This window comes from Rhodococcus sp. EPR-134 (genome assembly GCF_001647205.1).
In the GTDB taxonomy this organism is placed as follows: domain Bacteria; phylum Actinomycetota; class Actinomycetes; order Mycobacteriales; family Mycobacteriaceae; genus Rhodococcus_F; species Rhodococcus_F qingshengii.
Window position 1 is genome coordinate 1 of the sequence record NZ_LVCT01000786.1, and the last position, 14059, is coordinate 14059.

Below are 14059 nucleotides of genomic sequence, written 5' to 3' on the forward strand. Positions count from 1 at the left end.
TTGGGTATCGATCCAGACGATCTCACCAATCCGTGGCATGCAGCGATTTCGTCGGCAATCTCGTTCACGATCGGCGCGGCGATCCCGTTGGTCGCAATTCTGGTGCCGCCGACAGGCATCCGCGTCCCTATCGCATTTTTCGCGGTGCTGATCGCACTTGCGCTGACCGGGACGATCAGCGCGACGCTCGGCGGAGCTCGCAAGACCAGAGCGGTGCTACGCGTGGTGATCGGCGGCGCGCTGGCGATGGCCGTGACGTACGGAGTAGGTCAGTTGGTAGGCACGGGTCTCGCCTGACCCCTGCTGTGCGCCTTTATTAACCGCGGGGGGTTAATAAAGGCGCACAGCAATTCAGGCGCGACAGATCATGACCGGCCCTGGCGCATGGTGCAGCAGATTCTGGCTGGTGGAGCCCATCACGGCGCCCGCCATCGCACTGCGGCCGTGACTTCCGACAACTATCAACTGTGCGTCGTCGGCGTATTTGAGCATGACGGGAGCAGCGGCACCGGGTTCACTGATGCGGGTGACCGGCACGTCCGGGTACTGGTCGGCCATACCGGCTAGATTTTCCGCCAGTAGCGCCGATTCCTCCTGCTCGACAGCCTCCCAGTCGATCAGGATTCCCGCTCCGCCTTCGCGGAAGGTGGACGAGCCCTGCCAGGTGTGGACCGCGATGAGCGGCGCGTCGAACTGATCGGCATAACGAAACGCGTACTCGACGGCCTTCTTGCTCAACGCGCTTCCGTCGACTCCGACGATGACGGGACGCTGATCCGGACCGGGATTCTCCGCCGAACCACGCCACACGGTGACCGGACAGGTTGCATGATTGGCCACCTTCAGTGCGGTCGATCCGAGCAGCCGTGAGCGCAGTGCGCCCGATCCGGTCGACCCCATCACGATCAGGCGTGCGGTACCCGAGGATTCGAGGATATGCGTCGACGCCGGCCCTGGCGCGATCTCGGATTCGATGGTCAGTTCGGGGAATTCGGCCGAAATCACCGTGGCGGCGGCATCGACGATCGCTTCGCCGTCTTCGCGGATCTGACTGAGGAACTGTGACTGCAACATCACTGCAGCGGGACTGTAGATCGGGCCCTCTTGCGGCAGGGCGTGCGCCAGAATCAGTCGTGAGTTGACCGCGTTCGCGACGGAGGCCGCCCACCGGGCCGCCGCCGTCGAGGCCTCGGATCCGTCGATACCGGCGACGACATCCTGGTGTCCTGCAAGTGTGTTCATGTCTACTCCCTCTGAAATGATCGAGATCGGTCGACTGGTTACAGCGACGTCACCAGAGTGACGATGCTGACTTCACGGCTTCCTTCCACGTCTTGCGTAGCAGGGTCGATTGCCCGTCGGCTATTTCCAGTTCTCGTCGGTAGGCCATGCCCAATCCGAAACTGGTGAGCGAGGTATGCTCCTGCTCGGCTGCCATTGCAAGTAGATGATGTTGGGCGACAACGGAATCCTGGTGCTCGCCGAGAACATCCTGGAAGTGGCTGAAATGCTTCAGTGCACGCTTCGCTCGGCTCTTCGACACGGGTTCCATGACCTCGATCGCGTACTTCATCCGCTTGGCTCCCTTGCGGGCGCGGTGCATTCGCTCGTCATGCTCGGTGCGGGTATCGGCATCGAAGACGTGATCGACCCGCTTACCGACCTTGTGTGCCAGGTGCCGCAGGGTATGGGCCAACTCTCGTGCCGATGCCTTCTTTCCGACGCGGTGGGTGGCGGTGTCGAATTCGAGGTCGCCGACGTACTCGTCGAGGCGATCGAGCAGCGTGGTGTATCGCTCGGAATCGAGCGCCTCGAGGGCTGTTTCCTGGGCGGTTTCACCACGTACAGAGAAGAACTCGTCGATTCGAGCTCGCACAGCTTCTCGCTCGGGCATCTCGTCGATTTCGCCGAGGCGTTCCACAAGACGCTCCCACTGGACCTCGACGTCGCGGGCGTCACCGAACTTTCCACCGATCCACCGCAGATCCGTGATGAGATCGTCGGTCTTGGGGGAGTGGCCGGCGTACGACTGCAGAGCGCTGCGGATGCGACGTGCCGCAACCCGGAAGTCGTGAACGGCTTCGTCGTCGGCCCGACGCGTGCCGAGATCCGCGGCGACCAGTGCGCGCAATTGTTCGATGAGGTAATTACGCAACAAGATCCGCGGATTCGACGCCTTGCCCGAGGTGACCTCGTGACCGGCGTACGGTGTGACCGACGTGCCCAGTGCTCGTTTGAGTTTGGACGGACTCGCAGAGCGCTCCAGCCCGGCGTCCAGTAGAACCGACTCGATTGCATCGGCCAGCTCTTGCCCGCCTGCGCCTTGTTCGACCTCGACTTCCTGCCACGTCGACTCTCCGGAACCGTCTGCCTTGCAGGCGATGACGGTGTCGGAGACCACTTCGGCAAGCAGCACACCGTTTTCGCCGTTGAGCCTGGTGCGCTCCCGATCGGTGATGATCAGGGCGACCGGCACCAGATCGTGACCGCGAATGATCGCCCGGATCAGACTCGACAGCGGCGAGGGCACATCGGTGCTCTCGTCCGGGGGAAGTTGGATTTCGGTTCGAGTGTCCTGGCCTGCGGGAAGTTTCATGTGCCACCCCGCGTCGTCGCCACCCTCACGCTTGCGCAGCGTGATCTTCTCGGCCAGCAACCGGTAGTCCGCGGTGTCGAAGTAGGTGGCAGAGAGCTGTATCGAGTCGTGGACCGGTTCGCCGACAACACCGGGAAGTCCGCCCAAGGCGGGAACTTCCTGCTCGGCCGGCGCCTCGTACTTGCGCTCGATCTCCCGTACGGCTTCGGGTACGACGGCGGTCTTGCTCATCTGGTCTCCTCTTGCGGTGCGGTCTGCGCTTCCATCCTCCCGGTATCGGAGGCGCAGTGGAAGGGTCCGGGGTCCCTACGGCGAGTCGCCACGGCCTGATTCGTCCGGCCAGGACAGGGTCCGCCGACTTTCGAACCGTTGCAGCCGGCCGGTCTTCGGATCCTCGAACTCGAGAACCTTCGACAGCAGGCGCAGCGGGTTCGAATAATCCTCTGCGGCAACGTCGTAGAAGTCGGGATAGAAGTTGTCGCCGTGGATCGGGAGCCCGAGCGAGTTCATGTGCAGCCGAAGTTGATGGGTCTTGCCGGTATGGGGAGTCAACCGGTACCGCGCGAAGCCGTCTCGCGTTTCGATCAGTTCGATCCGCGACTCGCTGTTGGGTTCGCCCTCGATCTCCGCGGCCTTGAGCACGCCGCGTTCTTTCACGATGCGACTACGCACGACCACGGGGGTGCTCACCTGAGCGTCGAGACGCGCGATGGCCTCGTACTCCTTGGCGACGCGGCGCTCGGCGAACATGGTCTGGTAGTCGCGCCGGGCCGCCTGATGCACGGTGAACAGCAGCAGTCCCGCCGTGACGCGGTCGAGGCGATGAGCTGGACTCAGCTCCGGTAGTTCGAGGTCCCGACGCAAGCGGACCAACGCCGATTCGGCGATGTATCGCCCGCGCGGGGTGCTCGCCAGGAAATGCGGTTTGTCCACGACCAGGATGTTCTCGTCCCGATAGAGGATGTCGATCTCGAACGGCACCCGCGTTTCGACGGGAGGGTCGCGGTACAGGTAGACGAACCGCCGGGGAGCAAAAGCGCTCGTCTCGGTGATTCCGACACCCTTCTCGTCGACGACCTCCCCGGCTGCGACCTTCTCGCGCAATCGGACGGCGTCCTGGGGGAACCGTTCGAGCAGGTAGTCGAGCGTCGTCGTCCACATGCCGTCGTCTGGCTGACGGATGCGACTCGGGTTCAGGCCGTCGCGGACGGGAAGCGGTGATCGTGACACATCTTCAAAGCTAGCCGTCCGGTCGGCGTTCAGACCTATTGACGACATATGGGACGGAAGTTACTATCCGGTAAGTTCGTGACACCGGTCACTGTCGTGGGGGCAGGGCTGGGTCATCACAACAGAAAATTGGGGTTTTCGTGAGGACACGACTTCTACGTCGAAGGTCGACAACGATTGCGGTGGGGCTGTGCGTCGTGGGATTGGCGGTGCCGAGCGCCGTCGCTTCTGCGGATCCGACGGGAGGGTCGGACGGGCAGGCCTGGCTCGCGGCAACGGAGGCGACGCCGCAGTATCCGGGGGTCTCGATCGAGTGGGACGTGCCCATCACGATGAGTGACGGCACAGTTCTGCAAGCGAATGTGTACCGACCGGCGGATGCATCCGGGCGGGCCGTGGAATCGAAGACGCCATCGGTCCTCAACATCACGCCGTACACGAAACTGCTGGACACACTGGTGGATTCAGCTCTGTCGATCCCGCAGGTCGGTGAGACGCTGATGGACGTTGCGAACTCGCTCGACCTCGCGGCGCCGTTCGACGGAGTGTCGGAGTTGACGGGCGTCATCGCCGGCGGAGGCGCCAGGGTTCTCGGCGTCAACCGTGATCTGGTCCAGAACGGATACACGCAGGTAGTGGTCGATGCACGTGGAACCGGCTTCTCCCAAGGTAATTGGGACGTGCTCGGTAAGCGCGAGCAACAGGATTCGGTCGAGGTCATCGACTGGATGAGCAAGCAAGGATGGTCCGACGGGAAAGTAGGGATGGCGGGCATCTCGTACTCCGCGATCAACTCGGTGCAGGCGGCGAGCAACAATCCACCTGCACTGAAGGCGATCTTCCCGGTCGAACCTGGCAACGATCTGCTGCGCGACATCGTCGGAACCGGTGGCGGCCTCGGAGTCGGGTTCATGCCGTTGTGGTTGACCGCGGTCAACGGGCTCAAACTCATCCCGAACGTTCAGGACATCCTGCAAGGAAACTTCGATCCCCTGTGGTTGGCGAGCCGCCTCGAGGATCCGGGAACGCTGATTCCTGAACTGGTGCAAGCGATGACGGCTCAGAGAATCGAGGACGTGTCGCCGTCGACTCTGCAAGTCGCGCAAGACGGGCAGTTCTATCAGGACCGAGCCGCTGACGTCGGCAACATCGCCGTTCCGACGATGGTCTACGGCGGTTGGCACGACATCTTCGCCAACAGTGAGCCGCGGATCTACAACGGAATCGATCTGCCGCCCGGGCAGAAGCAGTTGATCATGGGGAACGGCTATCACGTCACTCCCGGTGGAGGATTCGGCAAGGACGGTGCGCCGCCGCGCCTCGACGTACTCGAACGTGCGTGGTTCGACAAGTGGCTCAAGGGCATCGACAACGGAATCGATCGTTACGGTCCGGTGACGATGTTCCAGCAAGGCGGCGGATGGATCACGGACGATCAGTTCCCGCGAGCCGGTGCGAGCTACGAACGTATGTATCTGAACTCTGCGCCCAGCGGTACTGCCGCCCACGCAGCGTACGACGGTTCGCTGACGAATGACCCGCCCAGTGCCGCAGCGCGATTGACAGTCGCACCAGGACTGCGAGGCTTCTGCTCCGGTGACGGAACTCAGGGAACTGCCGGGATCTCCGTGGTGCTCGGTGCGACGTGTTCCAAGGATTCCCGATTCCAGGAAGCGGAGGGCCTGACGTTCACCGGTGAGGCAGTGACGGAGCCGACCTCACTCTCGGGCCCGATCAACGTCCACCTCGAGACCGTCCTGGACGCGACGGACGGATTCTGGGCAGCGACGGTCAACGACGTAGCACCGGACGGAACATCGACATCGATCACGAACGGCGCTCTGACTGCGTCGCTGCGGGCAGTCGACGATTCGAAGAGCACTCGCTCGGCCAACGGTGACTACAGTGAACCGCACCACTATCTGACGATCGACACGCGTCAGCCGGTGGTTCCCGGTGAGGTCACCACCGTCGACATCAACATGCTCCCGACGGACGCAGTGCTGCAACCGGGGCACCGGCTCCGCGTCGACGTCTACGCTGCCAGCGTGCCGCGATACCTGGCGCTCGGCCCGATGCTCGCCGACAGCCAACTCAAACCGCAGCACATCGAGTTGGCTGCAGACCGGCCGAGCTTCGTCAACGTTCCGTTCGTCGGGGGCCGCTGACTCGGATTGGATCGGCGGCGTGAGAACCTGCGGGCTCGCGGACGTTCTGAGAAGATCGTCCGATGACAGAATCCCGACTCTCCGCCGCCGTCCACGATCGTCTGGACGGACTTCTGGATCCGGTGGACGAGCGGCTCGCGGCGCAGTACCCGGGAAACCGTGACGAGATCCAACCCGTGCACACGATTTACGTCAGTGCCGCGGATGCAACCGTCGACACCCCTCGACTCTGGGGTGAGCAGGCGATCGCGCTTCTCGATTCCCATGCTCATGTGTTCGCCGATCTCGACACGGAGAATGCGCTCGCTGATGTGCGAGTTCAACTCGGCCGCAAGCCGGTCCAAGACTTTCGGATCGATTTCGAGGACGGGTACGGACGCCGCAGCGACGAAGAAGAAGACGATGCAGCGACGTCGGCCGGACAGACGCTTGCCGGGCTCAGCGCTGATCCTGCCGGGCCGAACTGGAGTGGCATCAGGCTCAAGGGGTTGCCGGCCGGTGAGCGTCGGCGCTCGATCAGGACGCTCGAGCTTGTGCTCGACGCGGCCGGCGGAGTGCCGGACGGATTTGTCTTCACCGTTCCCAAACTGCGCGCGGTGGAGCAGGTCACGGCGACGGTGTTGCTCTGCGAAGAGCTGGAGAAGGCGCACGGACTCGAGCTCGGTTCGCTTCGGTTCGAGTTGCAGATCGAGAGCCCGCAGGCGGTCATCGCGGCCGACGGAACGGTGGCAGTTGCTCAGGCGATCCATCGCGGTGCCGGTCGTCTGACCGGTTTGCATTACGGCACTTACGATTACAGTGCAGCTTGCGGAATTGCATCGCGTCATCAGTCGCTCGAACATCCGGTGGCAGACCACGCAAAGGCTGTCATGTTGGCTGCTGCCGCGCAGACCGGTGTCTGGGTGTGCGACGGGTCGACTCAGGTCGCGCCTGTCGGGAGCGCCACGGCGATCCGCGACGCGATCACTCGGCACCATCGCCTCGTCACGCGGTCCCTGGAACGCGGTTACTACCAGGGGTGGGACATGCACCCCGGGCATCTGGTCACCCGCTGGCTCGCCACGTTCGGCTTCTATCGCAACGCGCTCGGCGCCGCTGCCCCGCGCATCCAGTCGTACTTGGGACGCCAAGGTGGCGACGTGATGGACGAACCTGCAACCGCCCAGGCGCTCGCAGCGGTGGTACTGCGCGGGCTCGACGCGGGGGCTTATCCGGAATCCGAAGTTCTCCGACTCGCCCCGAGCGCCGACACCAACGCACTCCGTCACCTCGTAGGACGCACCACACCGATCACAGGAGAACACTGACCGATGAGCACCACCGAATTCACCTTGCTGCCCGATCTCGCACTGCGCACCCTCGGCGGAGCCGTCATCTGGGCGAACGACGAGGCGTTTGCCGAGCGTGAGGCCCTGATCCGCCCAGGCAAGGCCGGGTACCAGCCGGCGACGTTCGGTCACAAGGGGCAGGTGTACGACGGTTGGGAGACGCGTCGCCGCCGGGTGGCAGGCCATGACGAGGCGATCGTTCGACTCGGTGTTCCCGGAGTGGTGCGAGGCGTCGTGGTCGACACCGCGTGGTTCAAGGGCAATTACCCGCCCGAGATCTCGATGGAAGCAATCTTGGTCGACGGGTATCCGGATCCCGCCGACCTGGCCGGATCCGGCGAGTGGACAACCATCGTCGAGCGCTCGACCGTGCACGGTGACTCGGAGAATCCGTTCTCGGTGGCGTCGGAGGAGCGGTGGACGCACGTCAAGCTGACCATTTACCCGGACGGCGGCGTGGCGAGATTCCGTGTTCACGGCGAAGCGCGGCCGGACCCGCGTTTCCTCGATGCCGGACCGTTGGACCTCGCAGCACTCGAAAACGGTGGCCGCGTGACCGATTGCTCCAACATGTTCTACAGCTCACCGCAGAACATCCTGTTTCCCGGACGCGCTGCTTCGATGGGTGACGGGTGGGAGACCGCCAGGCGCCGCGACAACGGAAACGACTGGGTGCAAGTACAACTCGCGGGTGAAGGCGTGCTGAGTTTCGTCGAGATCGACACCTCGTACTTCCTCGGAAACAGTCCAGGTGAGGGCGCTCTGACCGGGCGGACGTCGGAGGGGGAGTGGATCGAACTGTTGCCGCGCACGACGCTGCGTCCGGATACGCGCCATCGCTTTCCGATCGATTCCGAAGTCCAGGTCACCGATGTTCGCCTGGACATCTTCCCGGACGGTGGCCTGGCGCGGCTGAGAGTCTTCGGCGTACTCACCGACGCTGCTCGCGCTGTGATCTCCGGGCGCTGACGGTAAAGTTGTTGGCATGAGCGACTATCCGCGCGACGACTATCCCCGGGACATGGTGGGGTACGGCCCTCATCCGCCGCATCCGCACTGGCCCGGCGACGCGCGGATAGCGGTTCAGTTCGTGCTCAACTACGAAGAGGGAGCCGAGAACAACGTCCTGGACGGGGACGCGGCTTCGGAAACATTTCTGTCGGAAATGACTCCGGCAGAGGCATTTCCGAATCGACACATGAGCATGGAATCGCTGTACGAGTACGGCTCCCGGGCCGGGTTGTGGCGTGTACTGCGAACCTTCGAGCGGCGAAACCTGCCTCTCACAGTCTTTGCGGTGGCGCGGGCGATGCAGCGGAACCCCGAAGCAGTCAGTGCTTTTCAGGAGTTGGGCCACGAGATCGCGTGCCACGGATTACGTTGGAAGTCTTACCAATCCGTGGACATCGAGCGCGAACGCGCAGACATGGCCGAGGCAGTGCAGATTCTGCGAGATCTGACGGGTTCGGCGCCCCTCGGTTGGTACACCGGGCGCGATTCACCGAACACCCGCGAATTGGTGGTCGAGCACGGCGGCTTCGTCTACGACTCCGATTCATACGCCGACGATCTGCCGTACTGGGTCGACGTTCCGCGTGGCGCAGAATCGGTGAAGCACCTGGTCGTTCCGTACACCCTTGACACCAACGACATGCGTTTCGCCTCTCCCGCAGGATTTCCCAGCGGTGATCAGTTCTTTGCGCACCTACGCGATGCCTTCGACGTGCTGTATGCGGAGGGGACGGCCGGATCGCCCAAGATGCTCTCGATCGGGTTGCACTGCCGCATAGTCGGCCGCCCTGCCCGTGCGGCCGCTCTCGAGCGATTTCTGGACCACGTGCAGTCACGCGAGAAGGTCTGGATCGCGCGGCGCATCGACATCGCCGAGCACTGGAAGACCGCGCACCCCGTTTAGATCACGGTCGGTCGACAAAAGACTTCATTCGAGCAGTCCGGGTACTGGTTCGACTGCCGCGTATTCCGCCATCGAATTCTAGGCCATTGACAACTGGCACGGTTGTGGATGACTCTTTGGAGATGGAGAAACACACAGCAGTCGAAGCGTCTTCAAGGTGATCCGACCGGTGCCGACCAAGAAACCGACCAAGAACCGCGGATCGAAGTTGTCCCACAATGCCCGCGCAGTGGTGACCGGCGCCGGCAGCGGAATCGGCCGTGCCTTTTCGTTGGAGTTGGCGCGCAGAGGCGGTGAGGTGATCTGCGCGGATATCTCGCTGGAACGGGCCAAGGAAACAGTGGCACTCATCGATGAGATCGGTGGTACCGCGCACGCCGTCAAATGCGATGTGTCAATTCGTGAGCAGGTTCAGGACCTGGCGTTGTTCGCGGAACTCGAACTTGCGGGTCCGCTTTCGCTGGTGATCAACAATGCCGGGGTGGGTATCGGTGGAAAACCGGTGGGCGAGATCGGTTTCGACGATTGGGAGTGGGCACTCGGGATCAATCTGTGGGGTGTCGTGCACGGCTGTGAGATATTTGCTCCACAACTGCGTGCGAGCGGCGCCGGGGGATTCATCAACGTGGCCTCGGCTGCTGGGTTTGCGGCTGCGCCGCTGATGGCGCCCTACAACGTCGGTAAAGCCGCCGTGATGTCGCTCTCGGAGACCTTGTCCGCTGAACTTGCCGGTACGGGAGTGCGGGTGACGGTGCTGTGTCCGACCTTCGTCAAGACAAATGTTGCTCTCGACGGCCGAATCACCGCGGAAGCAACACAATTGGCGCAAGCGTTGATGCGGCGAACCGGCTATTCGCCGGAGCGCATCGCCGTCACCACTCTCGACGCCTACGACAAGGGTCGACTCTACGTGGTGCCGCAGTTCGATGCGAAGGTGATCTGGCGACTCAAACGGTATCTACCCGTTGCATACACGTGGGGCTGTGGAGTTCTCAATCGCTTTGCACCGAAACAGAAGTCGGGATCATCTGGAACTTCGGCGGCGCCGGAGACGAACTCGCCGAGCACGAAAGGAGCGTGACATGTCCTTCGATTTCGACGGCATGCTGCACAAGATCAAGGACCGCCAGTGGGCTCTGGTGGACATCGACTGGGATGCTCCGGGCGCCGAGACGATCAGTCCAGAGCTTCATGCGAAGCTGAAACCGTTCATGTCGGACCTGATGTGGATCGAGAACGTTGGTGCCCGTGGCTTCGCTGCGATGGCTCTCAAGGCGCCGACTGGAACTCTCCGAGACATCTATCGGCATTTCCACGCCGAGGAACAGAAGCACGCCAACGCCGAACTCGCGCTGATGCGTCGGTGGGGAATGCTCGACGGCGACGAGATGCCCGAGCCCAACATCAACGTCAAGCTCGTCATCGACTGGCTGGACAAGCATTCCGACGGTTTGTCGCTCTCGATTCTCGGGACCGTCATACCGATGCTCGAGGTGGCGCTCGACGGAGCCCTGGTCAAGTTCATCATGGACGAGATCGAGGATCCGGTCTGTCAGGCTGTGTTCAAGAAGATCAATGCAGACGAGTCCAGGCATCTGGCGGTCGATTTTGCGGTGATCGAGATGCTCGGGCACTCGACGACGCGCAAGCTCGTTGTCGAAACCGTCGGCGCCTGGATGAATCCGGCGTTGATCATCGGGACACTTCGCTACATCCCGCTGCTGAACAAGATGCGCGACAACATCGTCGACATGGGAGTGAACGAGGAACGGCTCTACACCGCGATGAAGCGATTCAGGAACGTAGGCGAACGGAGTCCGGCCGCGCTCCGCGTCCCGATGTATCGGGTGGTGAAGTGGCACGGCAACATGGTCATCAATCGCAACCATCCCTACCATCTGCTTGCCGATCGGATGGTCAAGGTCACTGGCCGACTTTCCGGCAGCAGGCTCAATTCCGAGCCGACCTGGGCCAAGGAACTTACGTACGAGCCACTCGCATGAGTACTGCCGAGCCACTGTCAGTGGCGATCATCGGTGGAGGTTTCGCAGGAATCGGAGCGGCGATTCGGTTGAAGCAGAACGGTATCGAGGACTTCGTCGTTCTCGAACGCGGCACGGAGGTCGGCGGGACGTGGCGCGACAACACGTATCCGGGAGCTGCGTGCGACATTCCGTCCCGTCTGTACTCGTACAGTTTCGCCCCGAACCCGGACTGGTCGCACACCTACTCGGCCAGCGCGGAGATCCTCGGCTACATCCGAACGATGGTGAAAGAGTTCGGCCTCGAGCCGAAGATTCGGTTTCGGTGCAACGTCACGGGCGTCGAGTGGGACGAGCAGACAGGTGTCTGGGCGATCGCGCTCGAGGGCCGTGAAGCGGTCATTGCCCGGACCGTCGTCATGGCGTCCGGTCCGCTGGCGAACGTCAGCTTTCCCGCTGTTCCGGGTTTGGAGAGCTACGAAGGACACAAGATTCACAGTGCTCGCTGGGACCATGACTACGACTTCACCGACAAGCGGGTCGCAGTGATCGGAACTGGGGCCAGTGGCGTCCAGATCGTCCCTGAACTCGTGAAAACTGCACGATCAGTGAAGGTTTTCCAACGAACACCGGGATGGGCATTGCCGCGAGCAAACCTACGCACCCGATCTCGCACGAAGGATCTGTACCGTCGTCATCCGGTCGTCCAGACTCTGGCGCGTCGGGCTTGGTACTGGGGACACGAATCGGTAGCTCTCGGGGTGGTGTGGGAATCCCCGTTGACGAGGGTGGTGGAAACAGTCGGGCGTCTTCATCTGCGCATGCAGGTGAAGGACCCGTGGTTGCGGCGACAACTCACTCCCGACTTTCGGGCAGGGTGCAAGCGGTTGCTGATGACCAGCGAGTATTACCCGGCTCTCCAGCAAGACAATTGCACACTCGTGACCTGGCCGATCGCGAGATTGGCGCCACATGGCATTCGCACGGTCGAAGGGATCGAGCATCAATTCGACTGCATCGTCTTCGCCACCGGCTTCGACGTTTGCAAGACCGGAACACCGGTCCCGATCATCGGCCGGGACGGACGTGTGCGCGCTCAGGAGTGGAAATCCGGGGCGCGTGCGTACAAGAGTATTGCGGTATCCGGTTATCCCAACCTGTATTTCACCTTCGGACCCAACTCGGGTCCGGGGCACAGCTCCGCCCTTGTGTACATGGAAGCGCAACTCGACTATCTCGCCCAAGCGATCAAGATCGTTCTCGAGCGCGACCTCAAGGCACTCGATGTTCGTCAAGATGTCGAAGATGCGTACAACGTCGAGTTGCAGCGTCGGCTGTCGAAGACCACGTGGAACTCGGGATGTTCGAGTTGGTATCTCACCGACGAAGGATTCAATGCCACTATGTTTCCCGGTTTCGCGACCCAGTACGTGAACCAATTGAAATCGGTGGATCTTCGGGACTACACGAGCACGGTGCGTGAGAAAGACACCGCGCAGACCTGATCCCGGGTTCTGATCGGCCTGGTGTTGCCACTAAGTTGGAATCGTGACGACCGACGCGGCAGAGGAGACGAGGCGGTGACCGAGTACCGCATCGACGATCTAGCGCGCGCTGCGGGCACCACCTCGCGGAATGTACGGGCATATCAGGAACGTGGATTGCTTCCTCCGCCGGAGAAGCGTGGGCGGGTAGGCATCTACGGCGACGCGCACCTCGAACGCCTCAAGCTGATCGACACGCTTCTTCAACGAGGTTTCACCACTGCGCATATCGACGACTTCATCACCGGGTGGGAAAGCGGGAAAGACCTGACAGAGGTGCTGGGTCTGCAGCACGCGGTCACCGAACCATGGTCCCGCAGCGACACCGTGAGTATCGAGATGGCCGTCGTACGCGAGTTTCTCGGGGGAGATGCAGATGGTCAACTGGATCGTCTCGTAGATCGCGGACTGGTACAGATCGAAGGAGAGAACTGCGTTTTCACCGATCCTGCTTTGCTCAGCGGATTTTCGAGTCTCCTCGACTACGGTTTCACTCTCGATCAACTGGTCGATGTGCACGAAAAGCTTCACAACGCTGTGGACGGGATCGCCAAAGACCTGATTCAGGCGGCGAAGGATCGCATCGTCGATCAGCACGGGGTCGGTTGGCTCCCGGAGGGCGACGAGGTTGCCGGAACAGCCGAGATGCTCCAGACGATGCGTGAACTCGGTGTGGCGTCGGTACATTCGGCACTGGCCCGGGCACTCGACGCGAACCTTCAGCGTGAACTCGGCGACTATCTTGCCGCTGCGATCGGCTCGCGGAGCGACGCCGACGAGTCCGACTAGCAGCATCGATCACGTTCGGGATGTGCGGCCCGTCGCGGTGCGCTCAGCTCTTGCGTGCCTCGATCAGGAATCGACTCGAGTGCGCGACAAAAGATCCGTCGCGACGGATCTGCTGATCGAGTTCGCGGAGCCGGTCCCGATACTGCGCGACGGTGAATCCCGGAACCATCCAGATCACCTTGCGTAAGAAGTAGACAACGGCGCCGATGTCGAAGAATTCCATGCGCAGACGCTCGAAACGAAGGTCGACGACGGTGAGCCCGGCCTCAATCGCGTCGGCAGTTTCGTCCTCGTGGTGCCGTCCGCGACAAGCCTGCGGCTGAGGACCGAGAAAGTACTCGACCAGTTCGAACACGCTGGCGTGACCCACATGTTGAGCGAAGTACGTTCCTCCCGGTTCGAGTACCCGCGCGATTTCGGTCCACCACACCGTCGCTGGGTGTCGGCTGGTCACCAGGTCGAAAGCCGAATCGGCGAACGGTAGCGGCGGCTCGTCCGGATCGGCGA

Annotated in this window: 12 protein-coding genes and 1 pseudogene; 9 read left to right on the plus strand and 4 right to left on the minus strand. The window is 62.3% G+C overall.

What is annotated here, in order from left to right; translation table 11 throughout:
• Window positions 1-297: VIT1/CCC1 transporter family protein (locus A2J01_RS33590; RefSeq protein ID WP_197494356.1), on the plus strand; the 297-nt coding region annotated here is incomplete at its 5' end.
• Window positions 298-351: 54 nt separating this feature from the next.
• Here A2J01_RS33590 and A2J01_RS33595 read toward each other — a convergent pair.
• The 3 genes from A2J01_RS33595 to A2J01_RS33605 form a co-directional block, all read right to left on the minus strand.
• Window positions 352-1242 carry a universal stress protein gene (locus A2J01_RS33595; protein ID WP_047271050.1) on the minus strand — a complete coding sequence of 297 codons (891 nt, stop codon included), beginning with the start codon at window positions 1240-1242 and terminating at the stop codon, window positions 352-354.
• A 49-nt stretch (window positions 1243-1291) separates the two neighbouring features.
• On the minus strand, window positions 1292-2827 hold the full coding sequence (locus A2J01_RS33600; RefSeq protein ID WP_064114412.1) for a CYTH and CHAD domain-containing protein: 1536 nt from the start codon (window positions 2825-2827) through the stop codon (window positions 1292-1294).
• Between the two features lie 75 nt (window positions 2828-2902).
• On the minus strand, window positions 2903-3826 hold the full coding sequence (locus tag A2J01_RS33605; RefSeq protein WP_082901003.1) for a pseudouridine synthase: 924 nt from the start codon (window positions 3824-3826) through the stop codon (window positions 2903-2905).
• A 140-nt stretch (window positions 3827-3966) separates the two neighbouring features.
• On the opposite strand from A2J01_RS33605, the gene A2J01_RS33610 reads away from it, so the two are divergent.
• The 8 genes from A2J01_RS33610 (at window position 3967) to A2J01_RS33645 (ending at window position 13552) form a co-directional block, all read left to right on the plus strand.
• Window positions 3967-5994 carry a CocE/NonD family hydrolase gene (locus A2J01_RS33610; protein WP_064114414.1) on the plus strand — a complete coding sequence of 676 codons (2028 nt, stop codon included), beginning with the start codon at window positions 3967-3969 and terminating at the stop codon, window positions 5992-5994.
• A 62-nt stretch (window positions 5995-6056) separates the two neighbouring features.
• A complete protein-coding gene (locus A2J01_RS33615; protein ID WP_064114415.1) occupies window positions 6057-7301 on the plus strand; it encodes a DUF6986 family protein in 1245 nt (414 codons plus the stop codon).
• Between the two features lie 3 nt (window positions 7302-7304).
• Window positions 7305-8291, plus strand: a complete 987-nt coding sequence (gene alc / locus A2J01_RS33620) for an allantoicase (protein WP_064114416.1) — start codon at window positions 7305-7307, stop codon at window positions 8289-8291.
• A 16-nt stretch (window positions 8292-8307) separates the two neighbouring features.
• Window positions 8308-9237, plus strand: coding sequence for an allantoinase PuuE (gene puuE / locus A2J01_RS33625; RefSeq protein WP_064073410.1), 930 nt, complete (start codon window positions 8308-8310; stop codon window positions 9235-9237).
• 169 nt (window positions 9238-9406) lie between these two features.
• A complete protein-coding gene (locus tag A2J01_RS33630) occupies window positions 9407-10318 on the plus strand; it encodes an SDR family NAD(P)-dependent oxidoreductase (RefSeq protein WP_064114419.1) in 912 nt (303 codons plus the stop codon).
• Between the two features lies 1 nt (window position 10319).
• Window positions 10320-11240 (plus strand): hypothetical protein, encoded by a 921-nt coding sequence (locus A2J01_RS33635; RefSeq protein ID WP_064073408.1) that lies wholly within the window; start codon window positions 10320-10322, stop codon window positions 11238-11240.
• Complete coding sequence (locus tag A2J01_RS33640; RefSeq protein WP_064114417.1) at window positions 11237-12724, plus strand: flavin-containing monooxygenase; 1488 nt, start codon at window positions 11237-11239, stop codon at window positions 12722-12724. The genes A2J01_RS33635 and A2J01_RS33640 overlap by 4 nt, the downstream gene beginning before the upstream one ends.
• A 75-nt stretch (window positions 12725-12799) precedes the next feature.
• Window positions 12800-13552, plus strand: a complete 753-nt coding sequence (locus tag A2J01_RS33645) for a MerR family transcriptional regulator (RefSeq protein ID WP_064114418.1) — start codon at window positions 12800-12802, stop codon at window positions 13550-13552.
• Window positions 13553-13595: 43 nt separating this feature from the next.
• Here A2J01_RS33645 and A2J01_RS33650 read toward each other — a convergent pair.
• Window positions 13596-14059 (minus strand): annotated as a pseudogene (locus A2J01_RS33650) (class I SAM-dependent methyltransferase); the annotation flags it as partial.

Coding starts and splice junctions, on each gene's coding strand:
- alc (WP_064114416.1), top strand. CDS start 7,305: ATGAGCACCACCGAATTCACCTTGCTGCCCGATCTCGCACTGCGCACC.
- puuE (WP_064073410.1), top strand. CDS start 8,308: ATGAGCGACTATCCGCGCGACGACTATCCCCGGGACATGGTGGGGTAC.
- A2J01_RS33640 (WP_064114417.1), top strand. CDS start 11,237: ATGAGTACTGCCGAGCCACTGTCAGTGGCGATCATCGGTGGAGGTTTC.
- A2J01_RS33635 (WP_064073408.1), top strand. CDS start 10,320: ATGTCCTTCGATTTCGACGGCATGCTGCACAAGATCAAGGACCGCCAG.
- A2J01_RS33600 (WP_064114412.1), bottom strand. CDS start 2,827: ATGAGCAAGACCGCCGTCGTACCCGAAGCCGTACGGGAGATCGAGCGC.
- A2J01_RS33595 (WP_047271050.1), bottom strand. CDS start 1,242: ATGAACACACTTGCAGGACACCAGGATGTCGTCGCCGGTATCGACGGA.
- A2J01_RS33615 (WP_064114415.1), top strand. CDS start 6,057: ATGACAGAATCCCGACTCTCCGCCGCCGTCCACGATCGTCTGGACGGA.